Source organism: Bacillus sp. EKM202B (genome assembly GCF_011066025.1).
Lineage (GTDB): Bacteria > Bacillota > Bacilli > Bacillales > Bacillaceae_G > Bacillus_A > Bacillus_A toyonensis.
Genome location: NZ_JAAMNK010000014.1, coordinates 1 through 17,999, shown reverse-complemented (window position 1 = coordinate 17,999; position 17,999 = coordinate 1). Strand labels below are relative to the sequence as shown.

The window sequence follows — 17,999 nt, the reverse complement described above, 5'->3', positions numbered from 1 at the left end:
TAAAAAGGGCATATCCCTTTCAGAATTGCCCTTTACCTTAAAAGTATATGTCAGCTTATTATTTATTTCTTTTCACAAAATGATGAATCCCTTCAAAGATTACTTCTTTTAAAGCTTCTGGATAATCCGAATAGCCTTCTTTTTCCATAATTATCTCCAACACTTCCCTTAAATTCCCATCAAGTATTATAGTAACTCCTGGCGTTAGTTCACCAGTTTCTTCATTTTTAAATGTTTCTTTTATCATAACTACTTTATTTTCTTCCATGACCTAATCCTCTCTAACTAAATAGTTTTTATTCTCATCTTCCCAATATCTATATTCATAGGGTACTTGTTCATCAAATCGCTGTAAATAACCTCTCCAGTTATTCGGAATATATTCTTCAAAAGATATTGATTCCGGATAATTAGAATAAAAAATTAAACGCTCAAAGTCTATTAGGAAACATGGATTATAATCATAATAGGCTTCTTCTCTATTAGTTCTTAGTTCCCTTAAAAATTCTAACCTAATATCTTCTGTAAATCTTTTATATTTTTCTATTCTTTCTAAAAAGTTAGCTATTGTAGTCTCATTTAAAATACTAATGCCTTTTCTTTCCTCTGGATATTCACTAGGAGAATATCCAGCTTGATTATAATCTAAATACCATAAATCCGATTCAGTTATATACCAATTGAGCTTATTTTTATATTTTACACCTACTATAATATTTTCGGCGTATAAAGGCTTAATCATTTAACACGCTCTCCTCTCTTACTTAATAAGTTTAGCATTCCGTCCGTATTCTACCAACCACCGACTAATGGGGTCAGGTAATTCGTATGCAACACCTTCAAATCCATATTTATCAAAAATACCCTTGTCAACAATCTTAGGAGCTGTTCTACCTTGGTTAAGTGGATTAGTTTTATAACCCTTCTGAGAAATCGCATTTTCTCTAATTAAATCATCTAAATACTGTGGTACATCAAATTCCACAATATATGAGTCTGCTCGTTTATTTTTGAAATATGTAGAGTGATCTTTTCCAGTAGATACATTTAAATTATGATCTGCCCTCCATTTACTATTTAAAGAGAGTGTACCATCATCATTAACTAAAATTAACTCTTTACTATCACCACCTTGAACCCTACGATAAGTAACGTTTTCTTCTCTTACACTAGTTCCGCTGACTTTCTTATTAACTTCACTTGTACCTTTAGCTTCATTTACTTTCTCAACAGGTACTTTTTTAGTTTTATTTACAACCTTAGTAGCGTCAGCAGTCATCTTTACACCCTTACCAACTTTCGAAATTTTTCCAATTGGGGTAAGACCAGCTACTACCATCCCACCAGCTAAAAATCGGTCCAAAGTAGACAGTTTTTCTCCAGATGATGGATCAACACCATCCCAAGCCCGACGAATATCATATTCACCACTTATTTCACCAGCTATATCCCTTGCTAGTTTTTTACCATCAAAACCTTTTTCTTCTGATTCCGATGAAAATCTACCATCAATTGCTCCTTCTTCAATTGTACCACTATTTAGAAGGTTATCAGTCTGACGATTTCTATCTTCTGTAATTGTTTGAATTGAAGTTGTCCATTCCATATTCAAACCTTGTGTACTAAACGTACCACTTACGGGACTAAACCCTTTCCCACTTTGAACTTCCGCAAGACCTGCAGCAATACTAGCTGCTAATTGAAGTGCTGTACTATAATTATTACTAGAGGTCTGATTGAATTGATACAAATGATCCAGCTTTTCTTGCAGTTTTTTCCTCATCACAGTAAAAAGATTCGCCATAGCGTCCATACCTGGGATTGGCATAGCTTGACTGATGGCTTCCATACTTGCTTTCATTCGGTCAATTTCTCGAATTTGTTCTAATATTTCTTGTTCAATTACATCTGTGGAAGCGACTTGTGATTGAAATTGACTTGGAAAAGCATCGTTCTGACGAATTAACTCTTCACACAGATAAATGATGCCTTGCGCTAAAGGACGAAAGGTTTGTACAAAAAATGATTTTGCACTGCTATAAGTTTGTCCTTGTAGAACAGTATCAATTGCAAAGGCATCAATTGACTGAATGACTTGTTCCATACCTTGAATAGTAGCGTTACATACAGCATTCATGCTTTGAGTTTGGCCTTGTACTTCTCCTAAATACATATTTAAGCTCATGCATTGACCTCCCTCGCTAATTGTTGTTGTTGATAGGAAAGGTCGTTTTCTAAATCACTAAGGTTTCGTCTTTCTTTAAGCAGCGTTTCTTTTTGGTTTTCCAATTCAAATGTGACTTTTCGTTCAATATGTTGTGCATCTTGATACGTATTCATAAAAAACTGAGACATTTCTCTATCACCATGCCAAGTTCCTAAAATTCGATCAAACAAACGACGATTTCGACTTCTACATTCATAAAAATCTGCTTCCGCTTGTTCTTGAGCTTGAATCGCAGATTGATTTCGGTCCTGTTCTTCAAATACACTTCGTAACTTTTGATTTACTTGATTAATTTGTTTTTCAATATCTTGACTCATCATATTCCTCCTACTATTTTACTTTACGTAGGTTGTCACATCAGCGAAAAGTATTGTGAAGTTCGTTATCCATTCTCTCAAATTCTTTAGCTACCGAATGAATATTATCAACCGCTTGCTGGAAGGCAGCGGAAAATTGTTTCGTCAAGTCTAAAACTTGCTGATTCGCTTCTTGTGATTTGAAATTAACAGACAACGTTGTACGCGCCGCCTTTGTTATAGAACGACTGGTTGCACTTTGAATCCTATCAGAGGCTGATCCCATTTTCGTAGCAATTTGCGTTGCTGTTTGTAAATTACTTTGAAATTGTCCCATTCTTTCAAACCCTTTCTATAAGTTTTCCAAACGCATCAAAGAAATCTCATTAAATATATATCCCTATCAATCGCTCACTAGGCACGCAATCAAATGAGCCATACAATATAAGCTGTATGGCTCATTTGAAATACTTGTTATATAGAGTAAAACAATTTTTATTTCAAACCGAAATTACGTGATAATTCTTCATCATGAGAAGCAACAGCTTCTGCAGTTTTATTAAGCTGCATATTAATTTCTTGTAATAGCTGTGCAAAGTTTTGTACTTTTGGCTTTAATTGATTGAACTGTTGATCAAAACCTTCGAAAGCACGACCTTCCCATTCTCCTCTTAATTCATTTTGTAAGTTTTGTAGTTGACTTAAAATGTCCTCAATTTGATTTGCACCTTGTCCATATCGAGCCGCTTTCGATTTAAGCTCCTCTGGTGACATACGAATTTGTCCAGCCATTTTCATTTCCCCTTTAATACATAATAAGCAAAATATATTTTGGTTAATTTTACTAAATATATTATAATGTATTATTTTGAACTTTTAAATATTTTATATTTCTATTGAATATTAGAATATTAATATTCTACTTTTTCTTGCTTTACAAGATTTTATGCAAAAAAGACCACCAAAAGGTAGTCCCTCATAACGAAATTCTGTGTTAACTTATAACAAAAAAAGAGGAGCCATCTCCTCTTCATAAATAAACACTATTTAATTTGCTCCTTATACTCATTGTTAACAACTACATACCATTTTCCTGTATCAAATTTTTCTTTATTAATCACGTAAACTTTACTTTCTCTCATTACCTCCCCTGGTTTTAATCCCTTAGTAAGAGTAGAGGTCTCGCCTTTTTCAACCGCATAACTACTAGCTGCCAACACATCACTTTGGTAAGCATTATCATTTTCATCCACTAAATCCACTGATGGTAAAACGGCTAATTTCATCGGTTCGTTTGTGATATTTTTCCCTTCTGCTTCTACAACAATAAAGACATGTCCATCTTCAGGTTTTTGGAATCCTATACTTTCTTTACCAACCTTATCTCTTTCTACAACTCTTTTTACAGTTACATCAAATTTAGGTGTATGAAAATCCTTGTTTACAGCATACTCTTTTTCTTTTATTTTTGATTTCTCTTTTGTTTGTTCTGTATTTTTCTGCTTTGTATTCTCTTTCGTTTTCGCCTCATCAGTTGTTTGCACTTTCTTTTCTTCTTGTTTAGAATTGGTTTCTTTAGATTCTGAAGAAGTTTTGTCGGATGTATTGTCGCAACCAGATAAATTGAATACTAAAGCGCCACCTAAAATACATGTAGTAAATTTTTTCAACATCTCTTTTTATCCCCCAATAACACGATATGTAAATTCCTTACTTATCATAGCAAAAAATACCATCTTAAATTGTTGCATCTTGTCGAATGATTAAGAATAATCCAGTTACTCCACGTCCTCTTTTATTATAAAGTTAAATATAAGTCTATATTGGGGTAGCATCAACATAGACTTATATGCTCTATAAAACCTGCTATAATAGGTTTTTACACCCTTAGCGTACAATTTTTCACTTTCGGTAATGTGACCATTTGAAGGATAATTGAAATATTAAGACCAACTGATAGAGGTGTTTGCGTGGAATTATTTGAGTATTATAAAAAAAGAGGGAAGTTTAAGTGTTTAATTGGAACTGGACTTTTTCTTTATGGATTAATTGGTATGTATAATACTTGGGGTAACATTAATTGGGGACCAGTAATCTTAATTATTATAGCTTCTCTTGTATTTTTTAGTATTGGATTTTGGCAATTAAGAAAAGGAAATTTACTAGAAAAAAATATAGTTAAAAATGATTTAACATTTTGGGATATTGATACTTATGTTTTGTTAGAATTACCCGGCAATAATAAACATTTAGGTTTATATACTCCTGATGGAAGATATGTAGCAGGAACAAAGATGATTTCTTCAACATTACCTATTTTAAAAAATAAAGAAGTTTTTGGATTGGAAGCAAGTGATGGAGAAATTCTCGCATATTTTCAAAGTGAAGTTGAAAATTATGATTGGGCTATTTATGATTCGAATTATAATTGTGTAGGTATGTTTAAAGAAAATATGATACAAGGATTTGGAATGGTACGTGGTTCTTTGATGAATGAAAAAGAGATAAAAATTTCTGAGATAGAAGTGGAATTTGATTTTTTCGAAACGTCTTTTCATACAATGGATGATCGTATATTAATAAACTGCAAGAGGGGATATATGCCTTTAGAATGGAATGAAAGATTTGGCTTAAATGTACCTATTATTAAATTAGGTAATAATATTTCTAATGCTGAAAAGATATTTGGTTTAGGTATTCTTATTTATATTTTAGAAACAATTAAAGTAAGAAAAAGTAGGATTTTTAATGATTAGAATTAAATATTTACATTATAAAATTTATTGAATCTTTTATTAGGGATTACATCGCTGAAAGTAAAATATTGTATACTTCGGAATTACTTTACGTTCACTTCTTGAAATTGATGAGCATTTGTTATGCCAGAACCAACTGGAAATGGAAACGGCAAGCGATTATACTCCGCTTGCCGTTTTTTCATAGCTTCGTATGTATTTGAATCCCTTTCGCTTTCTCTTCTTCACCCTTCACGCGTACAATTAAATCATATGAGCCGGGTTTTGGCGCTTCAAAAGAAAGCAAACCCTCTTTTTGAGAAGTAACTTCTTCTTCATAAATGACCTTATCATCTTTTTTGACTTGCAATAAAATCGTACCTTCTTCAACTGCTGCCTCATAAGGAATTTCCACATTTCCTTTTTCAGCTTTAAGCGTTTGTACATCGTAATACCCCTGCAAAGAACCAATTGTTAAAGTCGTTTCGCCATTTTTTTGAACCTTTGTGACTTTTGTTGCTGTATTGCATGCGCTTAACAATACAACAAGAGTCAAAATGAGAAATGAACGAAGCAATTTCATAGAGAGTCCCCCTTCCATTAAATATATTAAGGATAAAATATACAATCTAACATATCATTACAATTATAGTTGAAAAATAAGGAAAATTATATAACAGGAAATGCAACTATAAACAATCACTGACCATTAGTCTACAACCAATCCCACACCCCACCACAAAAGAAAAAAGCACCAGGTCCCCCCTAGTGCTCTCCCTCTAAAACAAATGACAAGCCACCTCATGCCCCTTCGCAATCTCAACCATCTTCGGTACTTCCTGTGCGCATTTTTCAGTGGCGAATTTGCAGCGCGTTCTGAATTTGCAGCCGGATGGTGTGTTTAGTGGGCTCGGTACTTCTCCCTCTAGGATAATCCGTTCTTTGCCAATGTTTGTCGGATCTGGTTCTGGCATAGATGAGAGTAGTGCTTGTGTGTATGGATGTGCCGGTTTTGTGTATAGGTCTTCACTGTCGGCAATTTCTACTATGTTTCCTAAGTACATGACTCCGATGCGGTCTGATATGTGCCGTACCATCGATAGGTCATGTGCGATGAATAAATATGTGACTCCTGTTTCTTCTTGGATGTCTTGCAGCATGTTTACGACTTGTGCTTGGACTGAGACATCGAGTGCTGAGATTGGTTCGTCACATAGGATAAAGTCTGGTTTTACAGATAATGCACGCGCGATGCTAATGCGCTGGCGCTGGCCTCCGCTAAATTCGTGCGGGTAGCGATATAAGTGTTCTTCTTTTAATCCTACCTTTTTCAGAAGGTCTAAAATGATTTCTTTTTGTTCTTCTTTTTCGTAAGAACCGTGAATGTTCATCGGTTCGCTAATAATTTGGAATACATTCATTGCCGGGTTTAATGATGCGTATGGATCTTGGAAAATGATTTGCATTCGTTTTCGATATTCTTTTAGTTCACTTTCCTTTAAACTTGCGATATCTTTTCCATCAAATAAAACGTTACCTGAAGTGACATCGTGTAAGCAAATGATACTTCTTCCTGTCGTTGATTTTCCGCATCCAGATTCTCCTACTAACCCGAACGTTTCACCCTTTTTAATAGTGAAGCTTAAGTCATCGACTGCTTTTAATTGCTCTGTTTTTCTGCCGAATAGTCCTTTTTTAATAGGAAAATACTTTTTTAAGTTCCGAACTTCAATTAAGTTTTCTTCATGCATGAAAATCACCTACCGCCCTATCGTTTAGCCAGCACATGGAACGTCTTTCGTTTCCGATTTCAAAATATGGTGGACGTTCTTTTTCACAAATGTCCATCGCATGCGGGCAACGCTCTGCGAACGGGCAACCTTGTGGTGGGTTTAATAAGTTTGGTGTTACACCTTGAATCGGAGCGAGTCTTTCTTTTACGCCGTTCGCTATTTTTGGCAGAGAGTTTAATAGCCCTTTCGTATATGGATGATTCGGCGATTGGAAAATATCAAGTACAGGTCCTTCTTCCATAATAAGTCCGCCATACATAACGATAACGCGTGTACAGTTTTGTGCGACTATTCCTAAGTCATGCGTAATAAGAAGTAACGCCATGTTCGTTTCGTTTTTTAAGTTTTTCATTAAATCTAGTATTTGTGCTTGTATCGTTACATCAAGTGCTGTCGTCGGTTCGTCCGCAATGAGAAGGTCAGGGTTACAAGACATCGCCATTGCGATCATAACTCGCTGCTTCATACCTCCGCTTAGTTCATGCGGATATTGTTTCACCCTTTCTTCTGGTGAAGAAAGACCGACTTGTTTTAACAAGTTGACCGCGATTTGCTCTGCTTCTTTCTTTTTCACTTTTTGATGTCGTATAATTACTTCCGTCATTTGCTTCCCAATTTTCACGACTGGATTTAGCGCCGACATTGGATCTTGAGAGATAAGTGAAATTTGATTTCCTCGAATAGAACGCAATTCTTTTTCAGATTTAGAAAGGATGTTTTCATTATGAAAAAGAATCTCTCCTTCTTTCACTTTGCCTGGCGACGTAACGAGAGACATAACGGACTTTGCCATTACACTCTTTCCGCTTCCAGACTCCCCAACGATACCGACTACTTCTCCTTTATTTAAGCAGAATGTAACGCCGCGAACTGCTTCAACTTCGCCACTTTCTATGAAAAAAGAAGTCTTTAAATTTTTCACTTCTAGTAGTTTTTCAGACACGTTTCTCACTCCTTTCACTTAACACGTTAGTTTTCATGTCCAGCTCCTTTTGGCGCGAAAGCTTTCTTAAGCGCTTCACCAATTACGTTAAAACTAAGTACCGTTAAAAGGATAAGAAATCCTGGGAAGAGTGTTAAATACCAAGCTTCACCAGTATATCCTTGTGCATTGTTTAGCATGCTGCCCCAAGAAGAATCTGGTTCTCTAATACCTAATCCTAAGAAGCTAAGTGATGATTCCATTAAAATCGATGTCGCAATAGTTAATGTCGCGGCGATTATAATGGTTGATAAAATGTTAGGAATGATATGTCTTACAATTATCATGAGTGATTTTTGTCCTGATACTTTTGCGTATAAAACGTACTCTCGCTCTTTTACAGATAACGTTTCTGCCCTTACGATACGCGCAGTGTCCATCCACGTTAGTAATCCAATAATAAGAACTAACGTCGTAATTCCTGGTTTTAAATACGCATTTAATAGTAGCATTAAAAAGAATGATGGAATTGACATAAGTACTTCAACAACTCGCATTAAAAAGTTGTCTAACTTTCCGCCAAAATATCCGCTAATTGTTCCAACTGCAGTGCCGATTGTAATAGAAACAACCATCGCAAGGAAACCGACCGCAAGTGAAACGCGTCCGCCATATAACGCCCTCGTTAAGTAATCCCTTCCATAATCATCCGTTCCGAAAGGATGACTTAAACTCGGTTCTTGTAAACGATCTGGAATCGACATTTTACTAGGATCGTATGGCGATACGAATGCAAAAATTGATGCGATCGTTAAAACCGAAAGTATAATAACTCCCATTACTACAAACTTATTTTTTGTAAAACTACTTTTTATCGTTTGAAATCTCCTATTATTCATTCCAAATCACCCCCTCATGCGAATGCGCGGATCTACTACGCCATATAAAATATCAGCAATTAAGTTACCGAGAATTAACATGAATGATGATAGTAATGTAATTGCCATGATAATCGGATAATCAAATCTAAAAATAGCATTTACCCCCAGTGAACCAAGTCCTGGCCATGAGAATACTGTTTCCGTAATAAACGCTCCGCCTACTAAACTTGGAATCGATAATCCGAAAATTGTAATGATCGGTATTAATACATTTCGAAGTACGTGATTAAATAACACTGTTTTCTTTGAAGCGCCGTACGCATATTGAATTTGTACATATTCTTCTTCTAATTGCTGAATCGTACTTGAACGAATATATCTCATATAAACAGATACGTTTTGGAACGCTAGCACCATGCAAGGTAAAATGCCGTGTTGCACAATATCCCAGACAGAATCTTTACCTACGGTGCGCATACCCATACTCGGAAGTAGGTTCAATTTTAAAGAGAATAAGTAGACTAATAGTAGTGCAAACCAGAAAACCGGCATAGAAATACCAACGTATGAAATAAAGTTTATAATGCGGTCAAAGTATGAATTCTTTTTCACACCTGTAAATAATCCAAGTGGTATTGCGATTACGAATGAGACGAGTAAAGATGATCCCATTAACCCAATTGTTGCAGGTAATCTTTCTGTGATAAGCTCCAAAACAGGACGATGATTTTGAAGCGAGTAACCAAAGTTTCCTGTTAAAATGTTTTTTAACCATAAAAAATACTGCACGTAAATGGGTTGATCTAGTCCTAAACTTTTGCGAATACGCTCCACGTCAATTGGACTCATATTCGGCGTGACAAAGTTTCGAACCGGATCCCCTGGCGCTAATTTTATTAATAGAAAAGAAATAATAGAAATAACAAATAAAAGTGGAATTGCATTTAAAAGCCTCTTTGCAATTACTTTATACACAAACTTCCCCCCTCAGGATAAAGCGAAACTTTAATCAGCCTGCACCAATTAGGCTTTAATGGACAATCCGACGACTCCCGCCCTACTTCCTCGCATTCATCGAGTTTTGAGGCGGGAGTCTTACTGCCCGTTAAAGCGGGATAAAGAAGCTGATTTCCACCAGCTTCTTTACTGTTTCTTATTTCACTTCATAAATCTTAGATAGATCTTCAAACATTGTGACAGGAATTGCTTTCGCTTCTTTTAATCCATCAAACTTTTTATCTACTGCAATAACTGCTTTCGGATAAGCGATTGGTAGATAAGGTACGTCTTCTCTAGCTGTCTCTTGAATTTTATGGTATAGCTCTGCGCGTTTTGTTTTATCAGTTTCAACTGCAGCTTCTTCCCATAGCTTATCGAAGTCAGCATTTTTATAACGTGCATAATTGTATTCTGCATTACTTAAGAATAAGCTCTTATATGAATCTGGCTCAGGTCCCATAATGTAACCACCAAATGTAATGTCATATTCTTTATTCTCTTTATCTAAGCCTTTTTCGCTTGCCGCACTAGCATCTAATGCATTTAGTTCAACTTGTAAGCCAACTTCTTGTAATTTTTGTTGTGTATATAACGCTAAGCTTTCCATAATTTTATTATTCGTTACATACATAACTCGTACTTTTTCTTTATCTTTCACGCCAGCTTTTGCTAATAAATCTTTCGCTTCTTTTTTATCATACTTATAGTCTTTAATATCTTTCGCATAATACATAGCATCTGGCGTTAAGATTGAATTTGCTGGTTCTGCAAATTCACCTGAAACGAACGCTGAGTTAATCATTTCTTTCTTATCTAACGCATGCGCAATTGCTTGGCGCACTTCTTTTTTCTTCATCAAATCTGTATTCATGTTATAAGATAAGTAGAATAATCTACCTTCAGGGAATGTCACCATTGAGAAGTTCCCAGTGCTATCTAATTTCTTAAAGTCTTGCGGCTCAATCATCTTCATGTTGATTTGACCATTTTGCAGTGAAACATTTGCTGTATTACGGTCTTTTACAACGCGGTATACGATAGAGTCTAATTTAGCTTTACCACCTACATAATCATCGAATCGATCTAATGCAACGTACTCATCTGATTTATACTCTTTAAACTTAAACGGACCTGATCCAACAGGCTGTAAGTTTTTCGTACTCTTCGCTAAATCTGCTTCCCCTTCAAATACATGTTTCGGAATTGGGAAGAAATCATTCATTACACCTTCGAAGGATGCACTTACTTGCGGTAAAACAAATTGAGTCGTTAACTCATCTACTTTTTTCACCTCAAGCGGTTTTCCTTTAAAAATAAAGTTTTCACGACTTGAGCTATTTTGCTTCTCATCTAAAATAGATTGGAATGTAAATGCTATATCGTCTGATGTAATTTTCTTACCATCATGCCATTTTAAATTATCTTTTAATTTCAACGTCCACGTTAATTGATCTTCTGAAGGCGTAAAGCTCTCAGCAAGAACAAACTTTTTCTTACCGTCTTCCATGTGATATAGCGGCGCATATAAAGCTTGCTGCACAGTTAATGACACACGATCATTCGCATAAAGCGGATTCATCGTATCTGGATTATCGCTAATACCAATCGTTAACGCCCCTCCATCTTTCGGATTCCCTGACTTACTAGTGCCCGCTTGCTTCGAAGAATCTTTTTCCCCAGAACAAGCCGCTAATGCAATAAGTAGTATTAGGACAAATGGTAATGCAAATAACTTCTGTTTCATCTTTCGGCCCCCTCGAACTATTTATACACATAAGAAAACTCGGAATTAATTCCGAGTTTTCTTATAAGTTTTAAATTACCACTACCAGTATGTATTGTCAAACTTTTTCGCAAAGGTAAAAAGTTTGAAATCTATTAATAGAAACAAATACCTCCCACAAAAAAAGACCACCAAAAGGCAGCCTCAAAATTCAATCCTATTCCCTATCCCACGCTCCACCGCTTTCTCATACAAATACTTCGCAACGATAATATCTACTACGGCCAAACCAACTGATTTGAAAATAGTAATCTCTTCCTCATTCTCTCTACCAGCTTTTTCACCGCTTATAATTTGACCAAGTTCGGCGTGTATGTCGCTAGCTTTAAATAAACCTTCTTTTATTGGCACTTGAAGATCGCCCGTTTCTTCTAATGCTGCTTCTTTTGATTCGACTACTACTTTGTTTGCGTTCGCGATGGCGTGAGATGGTAGTTCTTGCATGCTCGGTCTGAATGAACCGACGGCGTTTATGTGGACACCTTTTTGTAGTTTTTCTGAGAAGACTGGTGTAGATGCATTTGTTGTTGTGACGATGATATCTGCTTCGCTTATCGCTTCATTTGGATTTCTATAAACGTAAGCAGGTTTGCCGAATGTCGTTTGTATATGTTGCACGAATGCATACGCTTTTTCTTCCGTTCGATTGTATAAAATGACCTTTTCGATATTTCTAACCGCGAATACTGCTTCTGCAATTCCTTTCGCCTGTTCACCGGTTCCAATAATACATAAAGTTTTTGCGTTATGACGAGCTAAATATTTTGTTGCTACTCCTGATAAGGCACCTGTTCGGATCATCGTTAAGTACGATCCTTCTAAAAGTGCGAGTGGTTCTCCCGTTTGAAAGTCTGATAGCATTACAATCCCGTTTATCGTTTTCTTTCCTATCTTTTTGTTCTGCGGGGCGACTGTTACTACTTTTAAGCCGAGTGCCTCAAGTCCTTCCGCTACTGAAGGCATAATTAATGCCGTATTTTGTTCGCTTGCAAATGGTAATGAAGTACGTATTGGTGTGATCGTTCTTTCTGCGGAAAATTCTTGTAAAGCAAGCGCCGCGTATGCAATGACTTCGTTCATATTTACTAAGTTTCTTTGTTCGTTTGCGCTTATGACTAGCATATCTTTCCACCTCCTCCTTCTATCCTAACAAAAATCCCCGATTCAAATCATCTCTCGGATCTAATACAAACTGATGAAATCCTGTAATAAATGCCTGCCCGGTTACTTTCGGAACGATTGCTTCATATTGAGCTACCTCTGTTACAGATAATACTTCTCCCACAAAATGACCATCTGTGATACATTCGTGGATAAAAGTTTCTCCCTTTTGTAAGGCACCTTTTTCAAAAAGAGTTGCGAGTCTCGCAGAAGTTCCTGTGCCGCAAGGAGAACGATCTACTTGCCCGTCAGCAAAGATTGTTACATTTCGTAAAGTAGCATCTTTTTCTTTCGGTTCATCTGAGAAAATAACACCGTATATTCCTTTTAAACCTTCTTCCAATGGATGTTTTACTTCCATTTGACTTTCAATATCATGTTTAATTTTTCCGCCCCACGTTTGAATAGCAGGTAAGTCTTTGAAATCGACTTTCAAACCAAATTCTTTACTATCCACTACAGCATAAAAGGCTCCACCAAACGCGATATCTACTTGAAATTCATAGTTATCTATTTTGATAGGAACGTCTTTTTTATATACAAACGAAGGAACATTTTCAAATGATACTGACTCTACTTCACTCCCGTTAAACTTTGCGTACGCAATAACTTCCCCGGCAGGGCTATCAATAATGAATTTTTGCTTTTCACCAGTCACTTCAAACATACCTGTTTCAATTCCTACTGTAATAACAGCAATAATGCCGTGGCCGCACATCGTACTCCAGCCTTCATTGTGCATAAATAAAACACCAAAATCAGCGTGAGCACTTGCAGGCGGTGTAACGATACAACCATACATCCCGTGATGCCCTCTCGGTTCATACATAAGAATTTCACGAAGGTGATCCAAATGTTCCATACAGTATGCGCGTCTTTCTAGTTGCGTTTCTCCCTTTATCTCTGGCACGCCGCCCGTAATAATTCGAAGCGGTTCCCCAGCTACGTGCGCATCAATAGTTGTGTATATTTTGCTAACCTTCATTTCTATCTCTCCCCTATATATTAATACTATTTTCATTGCAAGTATCATGCCAACGGATAGAGTATAAAGTGAAACTTTAATCAGTAGGGAGTTTGTCCATCCCCGACTGATTATTAGCCCACACCAATCGGGCTTTTACGTGCAGCCCGATCCCCACCTAATTTCTTTGCTTTCGCTGAATTTTGAGGCGAGGGTCTTACTGCCCGGCGAATAGCGGAATAAATCTGTATACATTTTTCAAAAAAACATACACTACTGTCTACTTTTTTATACAGTAAACAGTTGGTGACTATTAGCCTCCAATTTAGCCCCACACTCACCAAACCTCAAAACAAAAAAATCCCCCGAAAACCCTGGGGGATCCATCAAACCCTCACCGCCACCACATCCGGCACTTGCTTAGCAATTTCCTCACCAATCTTTATACTTGCCGTTGCAGCTGGAGATGGTGCATTACAAATATGTAGAGAATTGATGCCAGGAATAATGCAAAAGTCATCAACCATATTTCCGTTTGATAAAATAGCTTGTGCCCTTACCCCTGCATGTGTTGGCACGATATCTTTCTCTGTTAGTTCTGGTATGAGGCGCTGTAAGCTTTTTAAAAATGATTGTTTACTAAATGAGCGCACCATCTCTTTTATGCCTTCTTTCATATTTGGCATCGCCATTTTCCAAAAGCCTGTGTATGTCATTGTTTCCATGAAGTCTTTCATATTAAAGTCCGTTTTCGTATAACCTTCGCGCTTGAAGCTTACTACTGCGTTTGGTCCTGCATGTACGTCTCCGTTTATCATTCTTGTAAAATGAACACCTAAAAACGGGAATTCTGGGTTTGGAACTGGATAAATTAAATGTTTTACAAGATGGCGTTCTTCTGGGACAAGTTCGTAATATTCACCACGAAACGGAACAATTTTCATATCAGTTAATATACCTGTCTTTTTCGCAATGCGATCACTATGCAAGCCAGCGCAGTTAATGAGAAATTTCGTTTTAAATGTGCCTTTGTTTGTCTCAATTGTTACAGCATCTTTTTTCTCAGTAATACGCTCTGCGGTTGTTCCTAAGTGTACTTCACCGCCGCTTTCTTGAATTAAGCGAGCAAATGCATAACTGACTCCTTTATAATCAGCAATCCCGCAAGAAGGAACACGGATGGCCCCTAGTCCCTTTACATGAGGTTCAATTTCAGCTAATTCTTCCTTATCTATTTTTGAAATGTGTAAATCGTTTTGTAAGCCTCTCTCATATAAGTTATGTAAAAGAGGAAGTTCTTCTCTTTCTGTAGCGACAATTACTTTTCCGCACATGTCATAAGCGATGTCATTTTCTTTACAAAATTGAACCATAGCTGCATTTCCTTCTTTGGCAAACTTCGCTTTATAACTCCCTGGTTTATAATAAATGCCAGAATGAATTACTCCGCTATTATGTCCAGTTTGATGGTGTGCAAGTTCCTTTTCTTTTTCAATGATCGCGACTTTCGCACGAGGGAATTTTTTCGTTAAAGCCATTCCAGTTGATAGACCAACAATTCCTCCGCCAATAATTATAAAGTCATACACTCTAATTCCCCCTTAATCGTATAAAGTGAAACTTTAATCAGTGGGGTTTCGTCCATCCCCACTGATTATTAGTCTTCACCAATCGGGCGTTTACAGGCAGTTAATCTTCCACCTAACTTCTTTGCTTCAGCCGAATTTTAAGGTGGGAGTTTTACTGCCCGGCAAATAGCGGGATAAAAGGCAGGTCTATTCAAAAGACCTGCCGTACATATTATTTAGAAAAACAACCGCGCTGACGCATGAGTTCTCTATATAAATCTTTATTCTTCTCAAATGCAGCTCTTCCGTGCATCCAAAATAAATTGTTTAAAAGAACTAAGTCACCAACTGGTAATTTTAATGCATGTGTTGCCTGTGAGTTTTCAACTGAATAGGATAAGTCTTTCAAATAGTTTGCTTGTTCCATATTATCTGGATAAGCGAACTGATCAATAAAGCAAATACATGGTGCGTTATTTATATCAAAAAACGTTTCACGATAGACGATTTCTTGCGCATTTTTACTTGGTGGTGCTTTATACGTAAATTTAACAGATGCGAGTGAATGGTTTCTAAATTTTTGAAGATCTTCCCAATCGTCTAAATGTAGCAAACGAGATTCTCCTCCTACTGCATTTTGCTCTTCCATTTTCATCATAAGAAGCCAATCTGTCGGTTCATCAACGAATGTACCGTCCGTATGAAGTGTAAACAATCGGTACGCTTGACGAAGGTAAGAATCACTACTATCCGTATCTTTCACATTAAATCTTGCATAATACGTTCCTGTCATTGCATCGAAGTTTGGTGCCCCAATTAAATGTGTTATTGCTGTTGCAAATTTCACGTAATCTGCTGGATCTGCCGTTTCACCTTGCACCCCAATTGTAAATCCGCCCGTTTCACGGTCATGAATAATGCCGCGAATGTTATCCATAAATGATTGCCCAAAAATCTTTCTCATTCCATCAGCAAGATTAAACCGTGAATACGGAATGTATTGTAATGACTGCTCTGAATGCTCTTTTACCTCTTCAAAAAACTGCTTAAGCAATTGCTGATTTAACATAATATGATATAAACGTTTATGCTCCGGATGAGGAATAATTTCATAACCCTCATATTTTTTTGCAAACTTCATCTTCGTACTTTGTTCTGTAATAATCGACATTTCAATTCCTCCCTAAATGAAATATGAAGAACGTATTGACGCTTTTTACAGACAGTTATCCTTATCTTCTTATGCCGAGATTTGGTCTTACTGCCCTAACAGCAAAAAGCCAGTCATACGCACCACGACAGAAAATCGTAGAAACGTACAACTGGCTTATCATTACGAGTGTCTTTAATCTCTTAAAGTACAATAATAATAGACAGTTCATATGAAAACATGTGTAAACAGGAAAACAAGATCGAATTTAGAGAAGGCTAATTTCTCGAATGGATCTTATTAATTAAATAATAATTCTAAATATTATAACTGTCAATTCGTTTTTTATTATTTCCTCGACATACTTTACACATTTTATAAATCCCCTTTTTTCGCTTCTTGTTTTACAACTTGAATTTCTTTTCACGTATTCATCTTACTTACTCCCAAATAAAATAAGCCAGTCGCATCTCTTTAAAGGAAATACAACTGGCTCTCATTTATCGTCATAAACTAGACATTGATTATAAATTTGTTTCCTCGTACTCTTCCACAGGCTTTTCATCATTTAAATAACTTACATATTGGCGATGCAAATCTTTGACCGCACTGACGATAGCATTTTGCGCTTTTCCTTGATAATGATCTGTAATATCTTGCACAATTTCTTCAATACCATCTCGTAAACTATGTCCTCTTAAAATTTGGGCGACGAAGCCTCTCCCGTGCTCTGTTGCAAGCGTACATGACGCTTCAATAATGACATGATATTTATGATCTGCTTCAATTGTAATTGTTAACGTTTCGTACATACTGCGAACCGCCATCCCTTTCGGAAGTCTCGAATGTCCAGCCATGAAAAAAGTTCCTTTGCGCATATTTCACCCTCCGTTACTATGTTAAAAGCCAGAAAAGCATCGTATACAGCTGCATTGAATTTTATTTACTCCCCTTATCCTTCTAGCTCGTACTCCTGCTAAAGAAGCTCAAGTGGAAAGAAGTTACTCTCTTCATTTTCAAATATAAATCCGGGCTTACAGCGAGGCTACTCACTGCCATCCGATACTAAATTAATCATAATGTAAATAAACTGAATATTCAATATTAATTTGATAAGAAAGTTCCAAATCCCCACAACATATACTGTTCAAAAGAAAAAAGGAAGTGGTCTCATGTATTACGGAACAAAAGGCTGGTACGTAGCTGAACTTAAAAAATTAGGTGTCCGCTATCATGAAGGACGAAAACTAGAAAGTTACCGCGGACACGTATTGCGCAATTTATTAATCGCACAACAAGAGAAAACGAAAGAAGAGGAATCTAACATCGATTAATTCTCGAAATATATTAGCGGTTCAACATGGTATATTGACTTATCGACAAATCATTCCCCCATTCCACCAACCAATCACACATTCATACAAACCAAAAAGGCCACCCTAATGAAGTGCACCCCAATTGTTAGACACATAATTAACAATTGGAGGTGCATTTTTTATGGCTAAATTTTCTTCAAAAGA

Annotated in this window: 20 protein-coding genes; 2 read left to right on the top strand and 18 right to left on the bottom strand. The window is 36.5% G+C overall.

Features of this window, described 5'->3' with window-relative positions:
* Positions 1-58 precede the first annotated feature (58 nt).
* From G9F74_RS17165 to G9F74_RS17135, 7 genes are all read right to left on the bottom strand, one after another.
* Complete coding sequence (locus tag G9F74_RS17165; protein ID WP_000392187.1) at positions 59-268, bottom strand: hypothetical protein; 210 nt, start codon at positions 266-268, stop codon at positions 59-61.
* A gap of 3 nt (positions 269-271) precedes the next feature.
* The gene (locus G9F74_RS17160) at positions 272-742 is read right to left on the bottom strand and encodes a hypothetical protein (RefSeq protein ID WP_000595046.1); all 471 of its coding nucleotides are present in this window, start codon (positions 740-742) and stop codon (positions 272-274) included.
* Positions 743-760: 18 nt separating this feature from the next.
* Positions 761-2,185: a pre-toxin TG domain-containing protein gene (locus tag G9F74_RS17155; protein ID WP_016107923.1), complete on the bottom strand. Its 1,425-nt coding sequence runs from the start codon at positions 2,183-2,185 to the stop codon at positions 761-763.
* On the bottom strand, positions 2,182-2,544 hold the full coding sequence (locus G9F74_RS17150; RefSeq protein ID WP_016107922.1) for a DUF3958 family protein: 363 nt from the start codon (positions 2,542-2,544) through the stop codon (positions 2,182-2,184). Before G9F74_RS17150 ends, G9F74_RS17155 begins: the two co-directional genes overlap by 4 nt.
* A 40-nt stretch (positions 2,545-2,584) precedes the next feature.
* Positions 2,585-2,860 (bottom strand): TIGR04197 family type VII secretion effector, encoded by a 276-nt coding sequence (locus G9F74_RS17145; RefSeq protein ID WP_000529664.1) that lies wholly within the window; start codon positions 2,858-2,860, stop codon positions 2,585-2,587.
* Between the two features lie 158 nt (positions 2,861-3,018).
* Positions 3,019-3,315, bottom strand: a complete 297-nt coding sequence (locus G9F74_RS17140; RefSeq protein WP_000918591.1) for a WXG100 family type VII secretion target — start codon at positions 3,313-3,315, stop codon at positions 3,019-3,021.
* 251 nt (positions 3,316-3,566) lie between these two features.
* Positions 3,567-4,196, bottom strand: coding sequence for a hypothetical protein (locus tag G9F74_RS17135; RefSeq protein ID WP_016107921.1), 630 nt, complete (start codon positions 4,194-4,196; stop codon positions 3,567-3,569).
* 297 nt (positions 4,197-4,493) lie between these two features.
* Here G9F74_RS17135 and G9F74_RS17130 point away from each other — a divergent pair, with 297 nt between their 5' ends.
* Entirely contained in the window at positions 4,494-5,279 is a 786-nt protein-coding gene (locus tag G9F74_RS17130) for a hypothetical protein (RefSeq protein ID WP_016107920.1), read from the top strand.
* A gap of 181 nt (positions 5,280-5,460) precedes the next feature.
* Here G9F74_RS17130 and G9F74_RS17125 read toward each other — a convergent pair whose 3' ends face one another.
* From G9F74_RS17125 to G9F74_RS17075, 11 genes are all read right to left on the bottom strand, one after another.
* Complete coding sequence (locus G9F74_RS17125; protein ID WP_016107918.1) at positions 5,461-5,841, bottom strand: BA_1872 family lipoprotein; 381 nt, start codon at positions 5,839-5,841, stop codon at positions 5,461-5,463.
* A 196-nt stretch (positions 5,842-6,037) separates the two neighbouring features.
* Positions 6,038-7,009 (bottom strand): ABC transporter ATP-binding protein, encoded by a 972-nt coding sequence (locus G9F74_RS17120; protein ID WP_016107917.1) that lies wholly within the window; start codon positions 7,007-7,009, stop codon positions 6,038-6,040.
* The gene (locus G9F74_RS17115) at positions 7,002-7,994 is read right to left on the bottom strand and encodes an ABC transporter ATP-binding protein (protein ID WP_001291132.1); all 993 of its coding nucleotides are present in this window, start codon (positions 7,992-7,994) and stop codon (positions 7,002-7,004) included. The genes G9F74_RS17120 and G9F74_RS17115 overlap by 8 nt, the downstream gene beginning before the upstream one ends.
* A gap of 26 nt (positions 7,995-8,020) precedes the next feature.
* Complete coding sequence (locus tag G9F74_RS17110) at positions 8,021-8,872, bottom strand: ABC transporter permease (RefSeq protein ID WP_016107916.1); 852 nt, start codon at positions 8,870-8,872, stop codon at positions 8,021-8,023.
* Between the two features lie 6 nt (positions 8,873-8,878).
* A complete protein-coding gene (locus G9F74_RS17105; RefSeq protein WP_000278784.1) occupies positions 8,879-9,829 on the bottom strand; it encodes an ABC transporter permease in 951 nt (316 codons plus the stop codon).
* A gap of 178 nt (positions 9,830-10,007) precedes the next feature.
* Entirely contained in the window at positions 10,008-11,597 is a 1,590-nt protein-coding gene (locus tag G9F74_RS17100) for an ABC transporter substrate-binding protein (protein ID WP_016107915.1), read from the bottom strand.
* 183 nt (positions 11,598-11,780) lie between these two features.
* Positions 11,781-12,758: an ornithine cyclodeaminase family protein gene (locus G9F74_RS17095; protein ID WP_016107914.1), complete on the bottom strand. Its 978-nt coding sequence runs from the start codon at positions 12,756-12,758 to the stop codon at positions 11,781-11,783.
* Positions 12,759-12,777: 19 nt separating this feature from the next.
* Positions 12,778-13,830 (bottom strand): proline racemase family protein, encoded by a 1,053-nt coding sequence (locus G9F74_RS17090; RefSeq protein ID WP_002038054.1) that lies wholly within the window; start codon positions 13,828-13,830, stop codon positions 12,778-12,780.
* 317 nt (positions 13,831-14,147) lie between these two features.
* Positions 14,148-15,350 (bottom strand): L-2-hydroxyglutarate oxidase, encoded by a 1,203-nt coding sequence (gene lhgO, locus G9F74_RS17085; RefSeq protein WP_016107913.1) that lies wholly within the window; start codon positions 15,348-15,350, stop codon positions 14,148-14,150.
* A gap of 211 nt (positions 15,351-15,561) precedes the next feature.
* The gene (glaH, locus tag G9F74_RS17080; RefSeq protein ID WP_016107912.1) at positions 15,562-16,500 is read right to left on the bottom strand and encodes a glutarate dioxygenase GlaH; all 939 of its coding nucleotides are present in this window, start codon (positions 16,498-16,500) and stop codon (positions 15,562-15,564) included.
* A 503-nt stretch (positions 16,501-17,003) separates the two neighbouring features.
* The gene (locus tag G9F74_RS17075) at positions 17,004-17,357 is read right to left on the bottom strand and encodes a DUF3870 domain-containing protein (RefSeq protein WP_001225458.1); all 354 of its coding nucleotides are present in this window, start codon (positions 17,355-17,357) and stop codon (positions 17,004-17,006) included.
* A gap of 225 nt (positions 17,358-17,582) precedes the next feature.
* On the opposite strand from G9F74_RS17075, the gene G9F74_RS17070 reads away from it, so the two are divergent.
* The gene (locus G9F74_RS17070) at positions 17,583-17,813 is read left to right on the top strand and encodes a YflJ family protein (protein ID WP_101557945.1); all 231 of its coding nucleotides are present in this window, start codon (positions 17,583-17,585) and stop codon (positions 17,811-17,813) included.
* Positions 17,814-17,999: the final 186 nt, after the last annotated feature.

Excerpts from the sequence above, each read along its gene's own strand:
- G9F74_RS17100 (WP_016107915.1), bottom strand. The coding sequence starts at position 11,597 with ATGAAACAGAAGTTATTTGCATTACCATTTGTCCTAATACTACTTATT.
- G9F74_RS17145 (WP_000529664.1), bottom strand. The coding sequence starts at position 2,860 with ATGGGACAATTTCAAAGTAATTTACAAACAGCAACGCAAATTGCTACG.
- G9F74_RS17090 (WP_002038054.1), bottom strand. The coding sequence starts at position 13,830 with ATGATACTTGCAATGAAAATAGTATTAATATATAGGGGAGAGATAGAA.
- G9F74_RS17120 (WP_016107917.1), bottom strand. The coding sequence starts at position 7,009 with ATGCATGAAGAAAACTTAATTGAAGTTCGGAACTTAAAAAAGTATTTT.
- G9F74_RS17160 (WP_000595046.1), bottom strand. The coding sequence starts at position 742 with ATGATTAAGCCTTTATACGCCGAAAATATTATAGTAGGTGTAAAATAT.
- G9F74_RS17125 (WP_016107918.1), bottom strand. The coding sequence starts at position 5,841 with ATGAAATTGCTTCGTTCATTTCTCATTTTGACTCTTGTTGTATTGTTA.
- G9F74_RS17075 (WP_001225458.1), bottom strand. The coding sequence starts at position 17,357 with ATGCGCAAAGGAACTTTTTTCATGGCTGGACATTCGAGACTTCCGAAA.
- G9F74_RS17150 (WP_016107922.1), bottom strand. The coding sequence starts at position 2,544 with ATGAGTCAAGATATTGAAAAACAAATTAATCAAGTAAATCAAAAGTTA.
- G9F74_RS17165 (WP_000392187.1), bottom strand. The coding sequence starts at position 268 with ATGGAAGAAAATAAAGTAGTTATGATAAAAGAAACATTTAAAAATGAA.
- glaH (WP_016107912.1), bottom strand. The coding sequence starts at position 16,500 with ATGTCGATTATTACAGAACAAAGTACGAAGATGAAGTTTGCAAAAAAA.
- G9F74_RS17140 (WP_000918591.1), bottom strand. The coding sequence starts at position 3,315 with ATGGCTGGACAAATTCGTATGTCACCAGAGGAGCTTAAATCGAAAGCG.
- G9F74_RS17135 (WP_016107921.1), bottom strand. The coding sequence starts at position 4,196 with ATGTTGAAAAAATTTACTACATGTATTTTAGGTGGCGCTTTAGTATTC.
- G9F74_RS17155 (WP_016107923.1), bottom strand. The coding sequence starts at position 2,185 with ATGAGCTTAAATATGTATTTAGGAGAAGTACAAGGCCAAACTCAAAGC.
- G9F74_RS17110 (WP_016107916.1), bottom strand. The coding sequence starts at position 8,872 with ATGAATAATAGGAGATTTCAAACGATAAAAAGTAGTTTTACAAAAAAT.
- G9F74_RS17095 (WP_016107914.1), bottom strand. The coding sequence starts at position 12,758 with ATGCTAGTCATAAGCGCAAACGAACAAAGAAACTTAGTAAATATGAAC.